The organism is Finegoldia sp. P3-F-LR (assembly GCF_052932165.1).
On sequence record NZ_JBRFJE010000013.1, the window covers coordinates 20,859 to 38,244 of the forward strand.

The 17,386-nt window shown below is 30.8% G+C and carries 21 protein-coding genes; 3 read left to right on the top strand and 18 right to left on the bottom strand.

What is annotated here, in order from left to right; all coding sequences use genetic code 11:
* Nucleotides 1-31 precede the first annotated feature (31 nt).
* Nucleotides 32-886, top strand: a complete 855-nt coding sequence (locus ACU68U_RS06125) for a DegV family protein (protein ID WP_094207002.1) — start codon at nucleotides 32-34, stop codon at nucleotides 884-886.
* A gap of 33 nt (nucleotides 887-919) precedes the next feature.
* On the opposite strand, the gene ACU68U_RS06130 is transcribed toward ACU68U_RS06125, so the two are convergent.
* The 3 genes from ACU68U_RS06130 to amaP are packed head-to-tail and all read right to left on the bottom strand — an operon-like array spanning nucleotide 920 to nucleotide 2,255.
* Nucleotides 920-1,378: an Asp23/Gls24 family envelope stress response protein gene (locus ACU68U_RS06130; protein WP_227905412.1), complete on the bottom strand. Its 459-nt coding sequence runs from the start codon at nucleotides 1,376-1,378 to the stop codon at nucleotides 920-922.
* Nucleotides 1,379-1,400: 22 nt separating this feature from the next.
* A complete protein-coding gene (locus tag ACU68U_RS06135) occupies nucleotides 1,401-1,700 on the bottom strand; it encodes a DUF2273 domain-containing protein (RefSeq protein WP_094207000.1) in 300 nt (99 codons plus the stop codon).
* 9 nt (nucleotides 1,701-1,709) lie between these two features.
* Entirely contained in the window at nucleotides 1,710-2,255 is a 546-nt protein-coding gene (amaP, locus tag ACU68U_RS06140; protein WP_094206999.1) for an alkaline shock response membrane anchor protein AmaP, read from the bottom strand.
* Between the two features lie 289 nt (nucleotides 2,256-2,544).
* Between amaP and ACU68U_RS06145 the strand changes: the two genes are divergently transcribed.
* Nucleotides 2,545-3,501, top strand: coding sequence for a 3-hydroxyacyl-CoA dehydrogenase (locus tag ACU68U_RS06145; RefSeq protein ID WP_446762937.1), 957 nt, complete (start codon nucleotides 2,545-2,547; stop codon nucleotides 3,499-3,501).
* A gap of 59 nt (nucleotides 3,502-3,560) precedes the next feature.
* Here ACU68U_RS06145 and ACU68U_RS06150 read toward each other — a convergent pair whose 3' ends face one another.
* The 6 genes from ACU68U_RS06150 to ACU68U_RS06175 are packed head-to-tail and all read right to left on the bottom strand — an operon-like array spanning nucleotide 3,561 to nucleotide 9,554.
* Nucleotides 3,561-4,580, bottom strand: coding sequence for a Gfo/Idh/MocA family protein (locus tag ACU68U_RS06150; RefSeq protein ID WP_094205516.1), 1,020 nt, complete (start codon nucleotides 4,578-4,580; stop codon nucleotides 3,561-3,563).
* A gap of 8 nt (nucleotides 4,581-4,588) precedes the next feature.
* The gene (locus ACU68U_RS06155; RefSeq protein ID WP_154271194.1) at nucleotides 4,589-5,920 is read right to left on the bottom strand and encodes a nucleotide sugar dehydrogenase; all 1,332 of its coding nucleotides are present in this window, start codon (nucleotides 5,918-5,920) and stop codon (nucleotides 4,589-4,591) included.
* Nucleotides 5,913-6,491 (bottom strand): acyltransferase, encoded by a 579-nt coding sequence (locus ACU68U_RS06160; RefSeq protein ID WP_154271195.1) that lies wholly within the window; start codon nucleotides 6,489-6,491, stop codon nucleotides 5,913-5,915. The genes ACU68U_RS06155 and ACU68U_RS06160 overlap by 8 nt, the downstream gene beginning before the upstream one ends.
* Nucleotides 6,491-7,678: a DegT/DnrJ/EryC1/StrS family aminotransferase gene (locus ACU68U_RS06165; RefSeq protein ID WP_154271196.1), complete on the bottom strand. Its 1,188-nt coding sequence runs from the start codon at nucleotides 7,676-7,678 to the stop codon at nucleotides 6,491-6,493. The genes ACU68U_RS06160 and ACU68U_RS06165 overlap by 1 nt, the downstream gene beginning before the upstream one ends.
* Before the next feature lie 48 nt (nucleotides 7,679-7,726).
* Nucleotides 7,727-8,359, bottom strand: a complete 633-nt coding sequence (locus tag ACU68U_RS06170) for a sugar transferase (protein WP_156849917.1) — start codon at nucleotides 8,357-8,359, stop codon at nucleotides 7,727-7,729.
* A 1-nt stretch (nucleotide 8,360) separates the two neighbouring features.
* The gene (locus ACU68U_RS06175) at nucleotides 8,361-9,554 is read right to left on the bottom strand and encodes a DegT/DnrJ/EryC1/StrS family aminotransferase (RefSeq protein WP_446762938.1); all 1,194 of its coding nucleotides are present in this window, start codon (nucleotides 9,552-9,554) and stop codon (nucleotides 8,361-8,363) included.
* Between the two features lie 165 nt (nucleotides 9,555-9,719).
* On the opposite strand from ACU68U_RS06175, the gene ACU68U_RS06180 reads away from it, so the two are divergent.
* Nucleotides 9,720-10,133 (top strand): Fur family transcriptional regulator, encoded by a 414-nt coding sequence (locus ACU68U_RS06180; protein WP_154271198.1) that lies wholly within the window; start codon nucleotides 9,720-9,722, stop codon nucleotides 10,131-10,133.
* 45 nt (nucleotides 10,134-10,178) lie between these two features.
* On the opposite strand, the gene ACU68U_RS06185 is transcribed toward ACU68U_RS06180, so the two are convergent.
* The 9 genes from ACU68U_RS06185 to gatC all read right to left on the bottom strand — a co-directional run bounded on the left by ACU68U_RS06185 (nucleotide 10,179) and on the right by gatC (nucleotide 17,345).
* Nucleotides 10,179-10,949, bottom strand: a complete 771-nt coding sequence (locus ACU68U_RS06185; RefSeq protein ID WP_446762939.1) for an XdhC family protein — start codon at nucleotides 10,947-10,949, stop codon at nucleotides 10,179-10,181.
* Nucleotides 10,939-11,751, bottom strand: coding sequence for a selenium-dependent molybdenum cofactor biosynthesis protein YqeB (gene yqeB, locus ACU68U_RS06190; protein WP_446762940.1), 813 nt, complete (start codon nucleotides 11,749-11,751; stop codon nucleotides 10,939-10,941). The genes ACU68U_RS06185 and yqeB overlap by 11 nt, the downstream gene beginning before the upstream one ends.
* Nucleotides 11,729-12,322, bottom strand: a complete 594-nt coding sequence (locus ACU68U_RS06195; RefSeq protein WP_446762941.1) for an NTP transferase domain-containing protein — start codon at nucleotides 12,320-12,322, stop codon at nucleotides 11,729-11,731. The genes yqeB and ACU68U_RS06195 overlap by 23 nt, the downstream gene beginning before the upstream one ends.
* A gap of 80 nt (nucleotides 12,323-12,402) precedes the next feature.
* Nucleotides 12,403-13,206 (bottom strand): bifunctional 5,10-methylenetetrahydrofolate dehydrogenase/5,10-methenyltetrahydrofolate cyclohydrolase, encoded by an 804-nt coding sequence (locus ACU68U_RS06200; RefSeq protein WP_316514303.1) that lies wholly within the window; start codon nucleotides 13,204-13,206, stop codon nucleotides 12,403-12,405.
* Nucleotides 13,203-13,667, bottom strand: coding sequence for a metallophosphoesterase family protein (locus ACU68U_RS06205; RefSeq protein WP_446762942.1), 465 nt, complete (start codon nucleotides 13,665-13,667; stop codon nucleotides 13,203-13,205). The genes ACU68U_RS06200 and ACU68U_RS06205 overlap by 4 nt, the downstream gene beginning before the upstream one ends.
* Nucleotides 13,648-14,250 carry an RdgB/HAM1 family non-canonical purine NTP pyrophosphatase gene (gene rdgB / locus ACU68U_RS06210; protein WP_446762943.1) on the bottom strand — a complete coding sequence of 201 codons (603 nt, stop codon included), beginning with the start codon at nucleotides 14,248-14,250 and terminating at the stop codon, nucleotides 13,648-13,650. The genes ACU68U_RS06205 and rdgB overlap by 20 nt, the downstream gene beginning before the upstream one ends.
* On the bottom strand, nucleotides 14,250-15,671 hold the full coding sequence (gatB, locus tag ACU68U_RS06215; RefSeq protein WP_446762944.1) for an Asp-tRNA(Asn)/Glu-tRNA(Gln) amidotransferase subunit GatB: 1,422 nt from the start codon (nucleotides 15,669-15,671) through the stop codon (nucleotides 14,250-14,252). Before gatB ends, rdgB begins: the two co-directional genes overlap by 1 nt.
* Nucleotide 15,672: 1 nt before the next feature.
* Nucleotides 15,673-17,064 (bottom strand): Asp-tRNA(Asn)/Glu-tRNA(Gln) amidotransferase subunit GatA, encoded by a 1,392-nt coding sequence (gatA, locus tag ACU68U_RS06220; RefSeq protein ID WP_446762945.1) that lies wholly within the window; start codon nucleotides 17,062-17,064, stop codon nucleotides 15,673-15,675.
* On the bottom strand, nucleotides 17,064-17,345 hold the full coding sequence (gene gatC, locus ACU68U_RS06225; RefSeq protein WP_002836168.1) for an Asp-tRNA(Asn)/Glu-tRNA(Gln) amidotransferase subunit GatC: 282 nt from the start codon (nucleotides 17,343-17,345) through the stop codon (nucleotides 17,064-17,066). Before gatC ends, gatA begins: the two co-directional genes overlap by 1 nt.
* Between the last annotated feature and the right edge of the window lie 41 nt (nucleotides 17,346-17,386).

The window sequence follows — 17,386 nt, forward strand, 5'->3', positions numbered from 1 at the left end:
AATTATTAAACGATTTAGAAAGGAATAAAAAATGCAAAAAATTGCTATTCTATCTGATACTACATCTGATGTAGATCCATCAATTATTAAAGAATACAATATTGTAGAAGTCCCTCTTCAAATCATTTACAATTCGGAAGTTACGTATAAAGATAAATATGAAAAAAATATTGACGACGTTATAAACGACATTAATAGTAACACTATTAGTAGTTCGCTTCCCTTAACAAGTGATTTGATTGACAAAATAGAATACATCATATCAGAAGGATACACACATATAATAGCTACATGCATGAGCTGCGGAATTAGCGGGACTTATAATCTATTTCAACAAATATTAAACTTATACTCTGATAAAATTACATATCATTTGATAGACTGCAGATCATGTTCAATGGGAATGGGTTTTCTAATTGAAAAAGCTGTAAAAATGAAAGAAAATGGCATAAGTTTCGAAGAAATAGTAAAAGAATTAGAAAAGCTAAAAACAAAAGAAGATTTCTTTTTTACTGTAGACAAATTGGATTATCTTCACACAAGTGGTCGTATTAAACGATCAAGTAAAGTCGTTGGAAATCTATTAAACATAAAACCTATTATAACTTGCATCAAAAAAACTGGAAATTTGGAAGTTATAGATGCAGTAAGAGGCAGAAAAAAAGTCAACCAACAAATCCTTAATTATATAATTGACTTCGCAGCTAACGATCAAATAGACAATATCTATATAATGCATTCAAACCTACAAGAAAATGCAGATGAATTAGAAAAAGTAATACAAGATTATTATCCTAATGTTAAAATTTATAAGAGACCTATTTCTAGTCTTTTTGTTATACATACAGGTCCCCATATCTACGGAGCTGTTGTAACATTAAAATAAGGAAGGCATCATGCCTTCCCTTTTTAATTTAGTTTATTTTAATCCACTTTTATTTTCTTCTTCTTTTTTGTTTTTCAAGTTGAATTCTTTTCTTGTCATAACATCAACTACTTTGCAGTTAACTTCTACAACATCTAATCCAGTCATTTTCTTTACGCTTTGTTTTACAACTTCTTGTAGTTGTTGGAATACTTTAACAGCTGATACGCCATATTCTAATATTACTGATACATCAATTGCAGCTTCTTTTTCGCCAACTTCAGCATCAATACCTTTAGTTGCATTATATCCACCGAAAGTTTCTTGAATTCCTGAGAAGAATCCACCTTCCATATCTAAAACACCAGGAATTTCTCTAACTGCTATTGCAGCGATTTTTTGAACTACAGAGTTATCAAAAGTTAGTTTTGATTCGTGTTTTTGTTCCTTTTCTTTTTCAGCTTTTTCTTCATTTACTTTGTTTACTTCATTGTATTTTTTTTCTTCCATCATTCTAATCTCCTTTTATACTATATTATTTCCTAAATAAATTCATCAAAAATCTGATAAATTTAGGATTACCTTCTTTATACAATCCATAACCATAACCTATACCAAAAAGCAATAGTATTAAGATTGTTGCCCAAAAACCAAGCTTTAAAAATGAAAGTGCAATTATTACACCTAAAATTCCATACTTAGTTGGTTTTCTTAACCCTGATAAATTTTTTATTAACCTTTCGTCAAATTTATCTTTTGAATCTTCTTTTACAAAAATTATTTTTCTTTGTTCATCTGGGGATTGAAAATTATCCAACATTTTATTATTGTTCATTCTTACCCCCTACACTACTCTTTTGCTAGTAGATTTTGCCAAATCCAAGAATTTTACAGTAATATCTTTAACTTTGTAACCAGTTAAAGTTTCCAGATTAGCCTTGATATCATTTTTGATGTTTTCACCAAGACCTCCTACATTTGACATATCCCTTACTCCAACCTCTACATCACAATTCATATATGGTTCATTTGAATTGTGGACTCTTACATTAACATTAGAAGTTCTGACATCATTAAATTTATTTACAGTACTTTTTACAGTATTTTCAAGTGCATCTGTAGATATCATAACTTCTCCATCCTTGTCTTTTGAGATCAAGAAATCACTTAAACTATCAGAGAGTATTGCTTTAAACATTATTATAAGTGCCCCTAGTAAAATTAAGGCTCCAATAACTGCTAATATATAAAAGCATACCTCATTCATCATGAGCTCTCTGAGATTATAACTAACTTGTCCAAAATTGAATACTGTGAAAAACATTACTAAAGAAAACAAAATTAGTAATATTGAAAACAATATATGAACAAATTTTTTAAATCCACTCATAAAACCTCCTTGTAAATTATTGATATATTTGTTACCTAATATATATACCACTTTTGAATAAATCCTAAACAACAACTTGTTAAATTATAAAAATTTAATCTTCAGTAATTATTTTAACTTCTAGCGCCTCACTTTAATTATACCCTTATTATTAATTTCTAAACATTCTAAAATTTTACAAAAACCGAAAAATTAGACAATTTGTTCAATTAAGATTTGTAAAATTATTTAATGGTATATAAATATTGAATAAAATTACAATATAGGTTAATTTAAAGGAGGCAAATTTATGAAAATTAAAAATGTAACAGTGGCTGGTGGAGGAGTTTTAGGATCTCAAATAGCATTTCAAACTGCATTTAAAGGCTTTGATGTCAACGTGTGGTTAAGAAGTGAAGGTTCTGTAGATAGAGCTAAGCCACGTTTTGATGCATTAAAAGAAACATATCTAAGTATACTAGATAGAATTAAGGTTGGATTATCTGATGAAAACACTGTTAACTCAGTAATTATACCTAGAGGTATTTCTTCAGATCAATTGACACTTGATGATATTGAAAATTTAAAAAAAGATGTAGAAGAAGGATTCAATAGAATTCATCTTTTAACAGACTTAGAAAAATCAGTTGAAAATTGTGATTTATTGATTGAAGCTGTTTCTGAGAATCCAGAACAAAAATCTGATTTCTATAAGAATTTGGCAAAAGTATTAAATGATAATACTATAGTTGCAACAAATTCATCAACATTATTACCAAGTTCGTTTAAGGATTTACTTCCCCGTCCAGAAAAATATCTTGCTCTTCACTTTGCAAATGAAATTTGGAACAATAATACAGCAGAAATTATGGGACACAGCGAAACTTCCCATGAAGCATACGATGAAGTAGTTAACTTCGCAAAAGATATAGGAATGATTCCATTAAAATTAAAGAAAGAACAACCTGGATATCTACTAAATTCACTATTAGTTCCGTTATTAGATGCAGCAATGACTCTAAAGGCTTTAGACATAGCTGACATCGAAGATATCGACAACGCTTGGAGATACGGAACAGGTGCTCCATTTGGACCTTTCCAAATACTAGATGTAGTCGGTCTTAAAACTGCTTATAATATCACTTTAAATAAACCAGATGTAAATGATGAAAATTCTGTAACATATCAGATTGCACAAATGTTAAAGAAATATATAGATGAAAACAAATTAGGTAGAGGAACAAAAGAAGGATTCTACAAATACTAATTAAATTGAAACAAGCTCTTGATAAAAATCAAGAGCTTGTTTGTTTTCAAAATATTTTATTAGTCGATCCAGCCATAAGCCTTCATTAATACTTCAACTGGCTTTCTTCCTTCGTGACCATTGATTAGCGGCTGAGTATCTGTATTTATTGCGTGAATAAAATCTTTGTACAATGGAGTGTGTCCGTTTCCGTACACATTATCGATAGATTTATCATCTTCCAATTCTCCGGTTTCAGACTCATCTTCAAATACCCAAGTTTTTATTTCGTTAACAGCTAACCCACCGATAACAGCAGTTCCTGTTGAGCCAAATACAGAAATAGTTTCTTCAAGATTTTTAGGATAAACATCGGCACTACCTTCCAATAGTCCAATTCTACCGCTCTTAAATCTCATCAAAATTACGCCGTAATCTTCCATTTCTATGTCTCTTAGGAAAGTTTCAGTTTCAGCTTTTACGCTTACTAATTCATCGTCCATCATCCATAACAACAAGTCTAGTGCATGTATACATTGGTTCATCAATGTACCACCATCTAATGCCTTTGTTCCTCTCCATGGAGCTAAGTTATAGTAGTTTTGATTTCTGTTCCATAAAACCCTTGCTGTGATGTTTGTCATCTTTCCAAATTTATTAGCGTCAATTGTCTTTTTCAATTTTTGAATTGGAGGATTAAATCTATTTTGGTGACATACTCCAACTTTTAATCCTTTTTCATCAGCTAACTTATTAATTTTATCGATTTCTTCTAAACTCATAGCCATTGGTTTTTCAATCAATACGTGTTTTGATTGTTCTAAACAGTAAAGAGCTATCTCACCGTGGTAACCACTTTCTGTTGAAATAGAGCACATATCGATGTCGACTTCTTCTAACATTTTTTTGTAATCAGTGTATACTTTTACATCTCTGTCAGAAAATCTTTCCAAATATTCATCTCTTTTTTCGATGGCTCTTTCTTCAATAATATCGCATACTGCAACTAATTCCATTTCTGAATCATTGTTTGCAATTCCCTCTACGTGTTTATAAGAAATTCTACCACAGCCAATGATTGCGCATTTAATTTTTTGCATATTACCTCTTATAATAATTCTATTTTATCTTTATTGTTTTCTACGTTTCTTGTAGCGTATTTTGTATCAAATACAAATGGTGCATTGTCTACAACCATTTGATAATCAACATTTGTGTGATCTGCAGTTATAACAACTAAATCATAACCTTTAACTACTTCTGGATTAATTTCTTTTAATGAGTAAGTCTTAGATCCATCTGGATTGAAATATGAAGGATTGAATCCATCATAGTAATCGATAATAGCTCCTTCTTCTCTAAATTTATCCATTACAACAAATGCTGGAGAATCTCTTAAATCGTCGATGTCTTTTTTGTAAGCAATACCTAGAATTAAAACTTTTGAACCATTTAAAGGTTTTTTAAATTTTCTAGATAAAATCTTCATTGATCTATCTACAACCCATTCAGGCATACTATCATTTACAGTACCACTTGCTTCTATGATTGGCATGTGTACATCGTATTCTCTAGCTTTCCAAGTCAAATAGAATGGATCTAATGGTATACAGTGTCCACCTACACCAGGACCTGGATAAAATGCTTGATATCCATAAGGTTTTGTCTTAGCAGCGTCTACTACTTCCCACATATTGATATCCATTTTATTAGCTAGTTTAGCAAATTCATTTACCAATCCTATATTTACATTTCTATATGTGTTTTCAAGAATTTTTTCCATTTCAGCAACTCTTGGTGAAGATACAGTCATAACTTCTCCTTCAAGTACATTTCTGTACAATGCTGCTGCAACTTCTGTAGATTCTGACCCAATTCCTCCAACAACTTTTGGAGTATTCTTAGTTTTGTATTGTTTGTTACCTGGATCTACTCTTTCAGGAGAGAATGCTAAGTAAAAATCTTCTTCACATTTCAAGCCTGAACCATTTTCCAATATAGGTCTCATTAATTCTTCAGTAGTTCCTGGATAAGTAGTGGATTCTAAGACAACTATAGATCCTTTTTTCAAATGTTTAGAAACATCTGTAGTTGATTTCTCAACGTAAGAAATGTCTGGTTGTTGGTAAATATCCAATGGTGTTGGAACAGCAATAGCTATGAAATCACAACTTGCAACTGATTCAAAATCACTTGTAGCTCTTAATTTTCCAGATTCAACAATAGCTTTTAATTCTGAATCAACAACATCACCAATATAATTAACTCCATCGTTAACCATTTGAACTTTTTCAGGTTGTACATCAAATCCAATAACAGTATAACCTGCTTTTGCCTTTTCAACTGCTAATGGCAATCCTACATAACCTAATCCAACAACCCCTACTACTAGAGATTTATCTTCGATTTTGCCCAATAATTCTTCTTTTAAATTATTCATTTGATACCTCACTCAATTTATAATCATTTAATAAATATTTCTTGTCACAATTTTCACATATATAATCTGTGAGGGAAACTCTTTTTAGGTTTTCTCCACATGAACATGCATATCCATGATGTCTTGCTGGATTTCCTACTACAATTTCGTAATCCCCGACATCTTTTGTAACAACTGCTCCTGCTCCAATTATAGCATATTTGCCAATTGTGTTTCCACAAACAATAGTCGCATTGGCGCCAATAGACGCGCCTTCTTTAATAGTTGTTTTTCGATATTCATCTTTTTTCTCAATAAAAGCCCTTGGATTAATAACATTTGTAAACACACAAGAAGGTCCTAAGAACACACCATCTTCACAAACAACACCAGTATACACACTAACATTATTTTGAACTTTACAATTATTACCAAGTGTAACATCTGGAGAAATAACAACATTTTGACCAATATTACAATTTTCTCCAATAGTGCTACCTGACATCACATGACTAAAATGCCAAATTTTAGTACCTTTACCAATCTTTGTCTCTTCATCTATATAGCAAGACTCATGAGCAAAAAAGTCCATTATACTATCTCCTTTATAGAATTAATAATATATTCTCTTTCTTCATCGTTCATTTCTGGGAACAATGGAATTGCAAAAGTTCTTTCTGAAAGATATTCCGCATTAGGAAAATCTCCCTTTTTATATCCTAAATCATTAAAAGCTTTTTGTAAATGCATTGGGACTTTGTAATAAGTTCCAGTAGCAATGCCTTTTTCTTTTAATTTTGATTCTATTTCCTCTCTGTTTTCAGATTGTAAAATAAATAAGTGGAAAACGTGCTTTCCGCCCTCAGTTTCAGTTGGCATTACCAATGAAGTATCCTTCAAAGCTTCGATGTATCCGTGTGAAATACTTCTTCTATTTTCTGTATATTCATCTAAGTGTTTCAATTTAATTCTCAAAATAGCAGCCTGGATTTCGTCTAATCTTGAATTGTGACCGATTAAATAGTTGTAGTATTTCAATGGATTGTAAACAGTGTTGTCTCCTGAATTTTGTTCCACAACCTCAACTTCTTCATCATTTAATATAGCATAAGCTTTCATTCCATTTTCGCCACTACCGTGAACCTTCAAAGCTCTTATAATGGTTGCCAAATCATCATCATTAGTTGTGATCATTCCACCATCACCAAAACATCCTAAGTTTTTTGTAGGGAAGAATGAGAAACAAGCTACATCTCCTAAATTACCAACATTTTTTCCCTTGTATTGTGAATTAATTGCTTGTGCTGCATCTTCAACAACATACAAATTATGTCTTTTGGCAATATCATTTATTTCATCCATTTTACATGCATTTCCAAATAAATGAACACAAACAATTGCCTTTGTTTTGTCTGTGATCTTTTCTTCTATTTGAGAAGGATCGATATTATAAGTATCCAATTCAACATCACAAAATACAGGTGTAGCTCCAACAAATCTTATAGCTTCAGCAGTTGCAAAGAAAGTGTAATCAGTAGTTATAACTTCATCTCCTTCTTTGATTCCCAAAGACTTCAATGCTATAATCAGCGCGTCAGTTCCATTTCCAACTGTAATTGCATGTTTTACGCCAATTTTATTAGCTATTTCTTTTTCAAATTCTTTAACATTTTCACCCATTATATATTGTGCATTTTTGAAACACTCTAATACACTTGCATTTACTTCTTCTTCAATGTTTTTATATTGTCTTTTTAAATTCAACAATGGTATATTCATTAAAATCCCCCATTTAATTTCTCTTTATCTATATAAATAACTAATTAGTTATAAAATCTTCAATGTTTGAAGAATTATTTTAATATCATTTAATAAATTAATATTTTCAATGTATTGTTTGTTTAGTTCGATTTTATTAGGCATAATTTCTTCAACATATGTCTTTTCAGGATTGTCAGATTTATCCAAAATTTCTGATTCATCTCTGTATTTTATACTTGCCAAATCCGTAATTCCTGGTCTAATTTTCAAAATATCTTTGTCCGAATCAGAATACATATCGACGTACTTTCTAACTTCAGGTCTCGGACCAACAAAACTCATATCTCCGACCAATACATTGAACAATTGTGGAAACTCATCTAATTTAGTTTTTCTCAAAAACTTTCCTACTTTTGTTATTCTAGGATCGTCTCCAACTGTTATTGCCATTCCCAATTTTGGAGCATCCACAACCATAGTCCTAAATTTCAAAATTGTAAAGTCCTTATTATTTTTCTTAACTCTTTTTTGCTTGAAAAACACAGGACCTTTTGAATCTAATTTTATAGCAATGGAAATTATAATCATTGGGATTGCCATAACCAAAATTCCAAATAAAGATGCTAAAATATCAAATAATCTTTTGATGAAAAGATTAAATTTGCTATTTTTAAGGATTTCATCTACTCGATTGTTCATATTATTTACCACTAACTATATCCTTGTAAGTTTCGATTACATATGCTACTTCAGCATCTGATAATAATGTGTGAAGTGGCAATGTTATTTCATTTTTGTATTGTTCAAAAGTATTAGGATAATCTTTTATATCAAATCCCAAATTTTTGTATCCTGTCATCATTGCAATTGGTTTGTAGTGAACATTCGTAGCAATACCTTTTTCTGCCATCTTGACAATTATATCGTTGCGAGTTTGTTCATCTATACCTTCTACTCTTGTTAAATACAAATGGCCGTTACTTGTATAATCTTCACCAAAATGATTTAAATAACTAATTGAAGTATTATCAAAACCATCGTTATACATTTTGATTATTTCTTTTCTTCTAGCCAATAAATCGTCATATCTTTCTAATTGTGCAAGACCAATTGCCGCTAATATGTCAGGCATATTGTATTTGTAATAAAGACCTTTAATGTCGTATTCCCATGCACCTAATTTGGTTTTGGCTAATGCATCTTTATTTTGTCCATGTAAGGAATATAATTGTAAATCATTGTAAATCTTATCTACATCACCAATATTTATTGCAAGCATTCCACCTTCAGCTGTAGTAAAGTTTTTAACAGCATGGAATGAAAAAGACGCAATATCTTGGAATGATCCAATTTTTTTGCCTTTATAAGTTGAGCCTAACGCATGAGCGCTATCTGAAATCAAAGCTACTCTTCCCAATGATTCTTGAATTTCGTTTGAAGGTCTGAATATTGATTTCTTAGCTTCAATAATTTCGTAAATTTTATCGTAATCAACAGGAACTCCTGCGATATCAACTGGAATAATAGCCTTAGTATTTTCATTTATGGAATCATATAATTTATCATAATCCATAAAGTAGGAATCTTTTTGAACGTCTACTAATTTAATTGTAGCATCCAAATGATCTATAACTGAACAACTTGCAGTATAAGTGTAAGCCGAAGTAATACATTCATCCTTCTTACCATTTACGCCCAAAATCCTAAGCGCACATTCCAATGCAGCAGTTGCTGAATTGAAGCAACAAGTCTTTTTTGATTGTGTATATTCTTGTAAGTTTTTTTCTAATTGTTTGGTTTTTGGTCCAGTTGTAATCCAACCGGATTTTAATGCGTCTACCACTTCTTCAATTTCTTTATCAGAAATATCAGGTGGTGAAAATAAAATGTTCATAAACAACTCTCCTTATTTCACTAACTATATATTATACCACTAATCTGTGAAATTTTAGATATTAATAACGAAAAAGTTGACAAATTGTAGCATTCTTCCAAATTTAAAATTGAAATATTCATAAACATTTCATAATAAAATGATATAATAATTATAGGTGATAATATGAAAAACGAAATCTTGTTAAACAATGGTTTAAGAATCACAAAAGCAAGGAAACTTATGATATCGATTTTAGACAAAACAGAACAACCTATATCTGCAGAAGATTTGTATGAGATTTTTAAGGAGAAGGAAGAATCCAATTTGTCTACAATTTACAGAAATTTAAAAATATTAAAAAATAAAGGAATAGTTGAAATTGTATGTGAAATTGATGGTATTTCATACTACAGATTAAAAGGCAAAAAACATAAACACAGCATAATTTGTGAGTCTTGCGGCAAAATCATTCCTATCGATCATTGCCCTATCGAAAAAATAGAGACGGATTTGGAAAACAAAACCGGTTTCAAAATCGACTCACATACTCTTGAATTTAGAGGCGTCTGTCCGGATTGCCAAAATAAAAATAAATAAATTAAACAAAAGCATGACTTTGATGTAAGTCATGCTTTGTTTAATTTATTTGCCGTTTTTGACTTTTAAAATTTGAGACATTATCGAAATAGCTATTTCTTCTACAGATCCATCATCAATATCAAGCCCTACTGGAACATTAATACTATCGACTAAGCTCTTGTCCACATTTTTTTCTATCAAATTTCGTTTTAACGTGTCTGCTTTTTTCCTTGAGCCTAACATTCCGAAGTATTTATGAGGTTTGTTCAAAATATTAAAGGCAACTTCTTCGTCGTGCTTATGGTCTCTAGTTGCAGATATAATAAAAGTATCTGGTGTAAATCTCAAATCATCAATCGAATCTGCGATTTCTTTATTGATATATTTTTTAATATTAGAAAAATCTTCGTTATAAATGAAATCGTCCCTATCATCAACAACTATAACTTCAAAATTTGTTAAAGTTGCAATTCTGGCTAGTTTTTGAGAACAGTGACCAGCTCCAAAAATAATCAAAGTTGGTTTGGGAAAAAACACTTTACCAAATCCACTAGCTCTACCTCCACAACTCATACTAACTTTTTCTCCCTCATTAAGAACATAATCAAATTCGAAGTCACTATCTTTTTTTAAGTTTTCGATAGAATCTTTGATTACTTGGTGTTCGATAGCGCCGCCTCCTACAGTTCCAAAAGTTTTTCCGTCTTCACGAACAGCCATAATGTTTCCTTGTTTACCAGGAACTGATCCTCTATTTTTAAACAATGTTACCATCATACATTTATATCCATCTTCCAAAGACTTATACATTTCTAACAAAACATCATTTTGCATCCTTTTCTCTCCTGTTTTCTAACATCATAATCGCTTCCAAAACTGCCCCACCAATTGCTCTAGCTTTATCGCTAATTGTAAAACAATTTTCTACTTCTTCATATCTCGGATCAATATCAATTATTTTAAGTCCTTTTTTGACCTCAAAATTATCTCTAATCATTCCGCGTATAACGCCATCTAAAGTCGCTCTTATATAATTATCTCCGACTTTTGCTATAATCTCTTCCTTATTAACAATATCTGAAATACTTTTAATATGTGTAAATCGACCATCAAAATCAGAGTATATAACTCTTTCATTGGAAAATCCATCGATAATTCCTGGAATACTTGTGTTTTTCTTTGCGAATCCTTGTTCGATAATTCTAGCTAAATCATGACCACGCATAGTTTCAATCACAATATCGCAATCAACACCTGCTTCAAAACCAGGGCCTAATCCTATCGTAATCTCAGCCATACCTTTTTTAAGTCCAGTATTTTTCTTAGCTAATATAGCATCCACCACTACATCAAATTTCATCTTATTTAATATTGTAAGTTTTGGATCTACTATTATCACGGGATTGTATCGTTCTAAGTATTGTCCAATTTCATCTAAATTTTCGCACAAAACAGCTTCTATATCTTCTACAACTGTTTTTTTCTCATAAACCGCCTCAGAAAGTGACACTTTTCTTCTTATACTACTTGGATTTGAAACTTCAGTAACAATACATTTGACCCCAGCGCGAACAAGTTTTTGAATTGTACCTGTGGCTATATCACCTGCGCCTCTAACTAAACAAATTTTCTGCATTTAAAATCCTTTCATAATCTTCACTCGTGTCTATGTCCATTAGTTCTCTTTCAAAATTTACATCTACATATTTTACATCATTCAAATTCTTGTTTTTAACTATTGAACCTTTTTCATCGTTTTTCAGTGACAATAATTGATTGAAAAATTTATTGGAGAAAATTACAGGGTTTCCTATTTTGTCTTTGAATTTCAATTGACAAATCTTGTCTTTCTCAAATGAATTAATTAATTTTTCTATTGAAATTTCTGTTAATAATGGCTGATCAGAAACTAGAAAACAAATACCATCCATTTCTTTGAAATATTTGACTCCTAATTTGATTGATTCGCTTTGTCCAATTTCATTGTTAGGATTATTAATAGTTTTGATTCCGATTTTTTTGCAATATTTTATTATCGTAGAATTATTCGTAATTACAACTCTATCACAAAAGTTTGATTTTGCTACCAAATCAATAATATATTCAAAAATAAATTTATTATTATATTTCAGCATTAATTTGTCAGATTTCATTCTCTTGGACAAACCACTTGCCATTATTACTGCGCTTATTTTCAAAATTATCACCTAATCTATTATACACTTTTAGTTTACTGCAATCAAAAACCTCTTTATCTTAATTGATAAAGAGGTCTTTGGGATAAAAATTATTGTCTATTTAAAGCGCCTTCAACCATTTGCAACAATAATACTCTTGTTGTGATTTTTCCAACGCTATTTGCCAATACTTTTACGTTAACTTCTGGATTAACATCGCCAGATAATTTTCCGTTTTCATCCAAGCTAACTCCAACATCTACTACATAAGAATCTTCAGTAAAGTAAGAATCATCAAACATTTTAGCTTTTCCAACTGCAGTTACAACCAAATCAGCGTTTTTAGTAAATGATTTTATATCTTCTGTTCTAGAATGACACATTGTAACAGTCTTGTTTTCTTTTATAAGCATATTGAAAAGTGGTTTACCTAAAACTAATGATCTGTTTACGATTACTACGTTTTTAACGTCAAAGTTGTAGTATTTAACTATTTCAACAACAGCTCTAGCTGTAGCTGGATAATATGCATCTTCTTCTGCTGCCAAAACTTTTCCTAAGTTAACCATTCCCATCGCATCGATATCTTTTTCTGGAGCGATTATATATTGAATTTCTTTTTCCAATTTTTTATCTTTTAATGGTCTAAACATCAATATACCGTCGTGTGTTTCATTTAGTTCTTTTATAGTTTGGATTAATTTTTCATTTTCTCCTTCTTTTAAAACTATTTGATCACAAGTTATGTTCAACTTAGCGCAGTTGTTTTTTACAGCTTTTTCGTAAGAAATGTCTCCTGCATTTTCACCAACTCTTACAGTTGCAACCTTAACTTCTCTGCCTAATTTTTCTACACCATCGATAATTCTTTTACCTAAATCTTCTCTAAGTTCTTTAATGTCTAAAACATTCATAAAAGTATCCTTTCTATTTGTTCTTTTTTTGTATCATATATTACAAATCCAGCTTGACCATCTCTTGGATAAGTTACAGATCCTGGATTGATAACCCAAACGCCATCAATTTTTTCATTAAAATACCTATGCGTATGTCCATACAAACACATTTTGCAATTTAAAGATTTGCTCTTTTCGACTAATTTTGTCACTCCTGAAGATACATTGTACTTGTGGCCATGTGTTATGAAAATATTTTTATCAGAAATTCTAATAACCTTGTCATATTCACCACCAACAACATAAAAATCGTTATTTCCTTTTACATAAATGACTTCTACTTTTAATAAATCTTCAAGTAAAATTGCATCATCGCACACATCTCCTAAGTGAACGATGATGTCAATTTCTTTATCAAATAAATAGTCATAAACTTTTGCGATTTTGTTATGTGTATCACTAATTATTGCTACTTTCATTTAAACCTTTCAAGATGATTTTGGCGTTTTCCAAAGCTCTTTTTCTGTGACTAATCTTGTTTTTCTCACAATCTTCCATTTGTGCAAAACTTTTATCGTAGCCATCTGGCATGAATATACTATCATATCCGAAACCATGTTCTCCACACTCTTCTAATAAAATCTTGCCATCTACTCTTCCTTTTGCTTGATGAATTTCATTATTTGAATCTATGATTGTAATCACAGTTTCAAAATAAGCGCTTCTATCTTCTTTTTCTTTCAATTCAGATAAAAGTTTTTGACGATTTTCACTATCGTCGCATTCATCGCCCGCAAATCTCGCAGAGTATACTCCAGGTCTTCCATCCAAAGAATTTACGAAAAGCCCAGTGTCATCACTCATTACAATATCATCTGTGTATTTTTTTAAAAATTTAGCTTTGATAAGTGAATTGCCTTCCAAAGTTTCTGCATCTTCTACTGCATCTTCATTTATACCCAATTCGGATTTGGAATACACATCATAGTTTAAATCAGAAAGTATTTCTTTTATTTCAGAAACTTTCCCTTTATTTCCTGTAGATAAATATATTTTCTTCATTAGATTTTCTCTTTTATTAATTCATTGAATTTTTGAGGATTTCCTTTGCCTTTTGATTTTTTCATACATTGTCCAACTAAGAAACCAATCGCACGATCTTTACCATTTCTAATACTTTCGATTGATTCTGGATTTTCTGCTACCACTTCATCCACTATTTGTTGTAGTAAATTATCATCATCAACTTGTAATAATCCTTTTTCTTTGACATAAACTTCTGGGTCAAAGTTTTCATTGAACATTTCTCTCAAAACTTTTTTTGCAGTTTGATTATTTATTTTCTTAGCTGAAGAAAGTTTAATCAATTTTGCCAAATTTTCAGCAGACATATTCATTTCTTCTACTTCAATTTCATTTTCATTTACTTGACGAAGTACATCTCCCAATAACCAATTTGAAGATTGAACAGGATCATTAGAAATTTTTACAACTTCTTCGTAGTAGTCAGCCAAGTATCCATTTCTTGTAAGAATATCAGCGTCGTATTCATCAATCTCGTATTCGTTAATGAATCTTTCTTTACGCATTTGTGGAAGTTCAGGCAAATCATTTTTGATTTCTTCGATGTAAGATTGTTCCACATAAGTTTTAGGAATATCTCCTTCAACAGAAAATCTGTAATCATTTCCTTCTTCTTTGTGTCTCATTACTATTGTAGTTTGAGTGTCTTCATCCCATCTTCTAGTTTCTTTTTCGCCGATTTTATTTTCTTTTGCCAATTGTATATGCCTTGCTTGTTCGTAAACCAAAGCTTTTGAAACTGATTTGAATGAGTTCAAGTTCTTAATTTCAGAAATTTTAGTTTTAAAATCAGAATCTTCATCGTATACATTGATGTTAACATCGCATCTCAATGATCCTTCACTCATCTTAACATCTGATATCTTCAAATATTTAATTCTTTCTCTTAAAGTTTCTAAAAATTCTCTGGCTTCATCAGGAGTGCTCATATCTGGCTCACTAACTATTTCAATTAGTGGAACTCCCGCTCTGTTATAATCCATTAAAGTGTTTCCACTTTCGTTGTGGATTGATTTACCTGTATCTTCTTCTATGTGAATTCTTCTAATTCTAACTTTTTTACCTTTAGTAGATGATTTTAATTCAATATATCCATTTGTGCAAAGTGGTTGGTCTTCTTGCGTGATTTGATATCCTTTAACTAAATCAGGGTAAAAGTATTTTTTTCTGTCCATCTTAAATTCATTAGCAATGTCACAATCAAAAGCAAGTCCAGCCATGATAGCGTATCTTAAAGCTTCTTTGTTCATGTGAGGAAGTGCTCCAGGATGACCTAAACAAATCGGACATACATTTGTGTTTGGAACTTGTCCGAATTCATTCTTACAACCACAAAACATTTTAGTTTTAGTTGATAATTCTACGTGAATTTCCAATCCTATAAGTGTTTTTAAGTTCATGCTATCTCCTTTCAAACGCTAAAGCTGCATTCAATAAATTTTCTTCGTCGTGACTATTTGCAATTAGTTGCAAACTAGTTGATATTCCTGATTTGTAAGGAATTGAAATAGCACACAATCCACTCAAGTTTACAATTACATTGAAAATACCTGAATCGTATACAGCCAAAGGATCGTCTTTTCTACTGTCCAATTCGTAAGGTAAGCTTGTCATTGTAGGTGTAGCAATTAAATCAAAATCTTTGAAAATATTTTTAAATTCTTGTGAAAGTAGATTTCTAACTTTCAAACCTTGTTTGTAAACTTTTTGGTCATTGGAACTTGCTAGATAAAAAGTTCCCATAGCAATTCTTCTCTTAACTTCTTCGCCAAATCCTTCGCTTCTAACCTTAACGAACAAATCTCTCGTATTTTCATAATCATCTGTTAAATATCCATATCTAATTCCATCAAATCTTGACATATTAGATGACACTTCACTAGTAACTATTACGTTGTATAACGCATTTGCGTATTTTAAATATTCAAAGTCGATTTCTACTAGATCGGCTCCTAATTTTTTTAGAATCTCCAATATTTCTTGGTATTCTTTGATAACTGTTTCATCTTTGCTATATTTTTTTAAATCAACAACTGCAATTTTTTTGCCCTTAAAATCATAATCTTTCTTTTGAACATTTACTTCAAATTGAATTGTAGTCATATCATTGTCATCGTGACCTGCAATTACATTGTAAGTATCCATTATATCTTCAACAGAATTTGATAATATACCAACTTCATCCAAAGTATTTGCCATTGATTGAACTCCAAATCTAGAAATAGAACCATAAGTTGGCATAAATCCTACTACATTACAACAAGATGCTGGTTGTCTGCTAGATCCACCTGTGTCAGTTCCCAAACTTACAACAGCCATTTCAGCTTTGATACTGGCAGCTGATCCTGATGAAGAACCTCCTGGGATTAATTTTGTGTCTACAGGATTTTTTGTAGGGCCAAAATAACTTGTTTCAGAAGAAGATCCCATGGCAAACTCATCCATATTAACTTTTCCAACTATAACGCAGTCTTCTTCTTTTAATTTTTTGATTACAGTGGCATCATAAATTGAAACATAATCCTCTAACATTTTTGATCCACAAGTCATCTTCAAATCTTTTACATTGATATTGTCCTTAACGCTTACTGCAACACCGTACATTTTTCCCAACTTTTCGTTGTTTTTTGCTTTTTCAATTAGTTTTTCAACTTGTTGGTCAACGAATGATTTGTCGTAAGTTATGAACACATTCAAATCTTTTTTTGATTCTATTAATTTATCCAAATCATTGTAGTAGTCCCTTAAACTTTCAGGATTCTCTACAAATTTGTTTCTAAGATTTTCTATCATTATTCCACCACTTTCTTCAATTTAAAATAACCATACTCACGAGATTTTGCATTTTTTAACGCAACTTCTCTTGGAATTGATTCTTTTGGTGTATCTTCTCTAAGTATACTGTGATATTGTGGCAAGAATTCCATATATTCCACTCCTTCAGTATCACATTCCATAATCATACTTGCAAAATCCAATACAGTATTATATTTTTCATATAAATCATCTACGTTTTCAGTTAACTCTAGGTTAGCCAAATCATAGATTTTTACTACTTCATCTCGATTAATCATACTAACTCCTTTTTAATTCATGATTAAATTTTATCATAAAT

Bases quoted from the DNA above. Each gene is read 5' to 3' on its own strand.
- ACU68U_RS06125 (WP_094207002.1), top strand. From the start codon at position 32: ATGCAAAAAATTGCTATTCTATCTGATACTACATCTGATGTAGATCCA.
- ACU68U_RS06130 (WP_227905412.1), bottom strand. From the start codon at position 1,378: ATGATGGAAGAAAAAAAATACAATGAAGTAAACAAAGTAAATGAAGAA.
- ACU68U_RS06135 (WP_094207000.1), bottom strand. From the start codon at position 1,700: ATGAACAATAATAAAATGTTGGATAATTTTCAATCCCCAGATGAACAA.
- amaP (WP_094206999.1), bottom strand. From the start codon at position 2,255: ATGAGTGGATTTAAAAAATTTGTTCATATATTGTTTTCAATATTACTA.
- ACU68U_RS06145 (WP_446762937.1), top strand. From the start codon at position 2,545: ATGAAAATTAAAAATGTAACAGTGGCTGGTGGAGGAGTTTTAGGATCT.
- ACU68U_RS06150 (WP_094205516.1), bottom strand. From the start codon at position 4,580: ATGCAAAAAATTAAATGCGCAATCATTGGCTGTGGTAGAATTTCTTAT.
- ACU68U_RS06155 (WP_154271194.1), bottom strand. From the start codon at position 5,920: ATGAATAATTTAAAAGAAGAATTATTGGGCAAAATCGAAGATAAATCT.
- ACU68U_RS06160 (WP_154271195.1), bottom strand. From the start codon at position 6,491: ATGGACTTTTTTGCTCATGAGTCTTGCTATATAGATGAAGAGACAAAG.
- ACU68U_RS06165 (WP_154271196.1), bottom strand. From the start codon at position 7,678: ATGAATATACCATTGTTGAATTTAAAAAGACAATATAAAAACATTGAA.
- ACU68U_RS06170 (WP_156849917.1), bottom strand. From the start codon at position 8,359: ATGAACAATCGAGTAGATGAAATCCTTAAAAATAGCAAATTTAATCTT.
- ACU68U_RS06175 (WP_446762938.1), bottom strand. From the start codon at position 9,554: ATGAACATTTTATTTTCACCACCTGATATTTCTGATAAAGAAATTGAA.
- ACU68U_RS06180 (WP_154271198.1), top strand. From the start codon at position 9,720: ATGAAAAACGAAATCTTGTTAAACAATGGTTTAAGAATCACAAAAGCA.
- ACU68U_RS06185 (WP_446762939.1), bottom strand. From the start codon at position 10,949: ATGCAAAATGATGTTTTGTTAGAAATGTATAAGTCTTTGGAAGATGGA.
- yqeB (WP_446762940.1), bottom strand. From the start codon at position 11,751: ATGCAGAAAATTTGTTTAGTTAGAGGCGCAGGTGATATAGCCACAGGT.
- ACU68U_RS06200 (WP_316514303.1), bottom strand. From the start codon at position 13,206: ATGAATGTTTTAGACATTAAAGAACTTAGAGAAGATTTAGGTAAAAGA.
- ACU68U_RS06205 (WP_446762942.1), bottom strand. From the start codon at position 13,667: ATGAAAGTAGCAATAATTAGTGATACACATAACAAAATCGCAAAAGTT.
- rdgB (WP_446762943.1), bottom strand. From the start codon at position 14,250: ATGAAGAAAATATATTTATCTACAGGAAATAAAGGGAAAGTTTCTGAA.
- gatB (WP_446762944.1), bottom strand. From the start codon at position 15,671: ATGAACTTAAAAACACTTATAGGATTGGAAATTCACGTAGAATTATCA.
- gatA (WP_446762945.1), bottom strand. From the start codon at position 17,064: ATGATAGAAAATCTTAGAAACAAATTTGTAGAGAATCCTGAAAGTTTA.
- gatC (WP_002836168.1), bottom strand. From the start codon at position 17,345: ATGATTAATCGAGATGAAGTAGTAAAAATCTATGATTTGGCTAACCTA.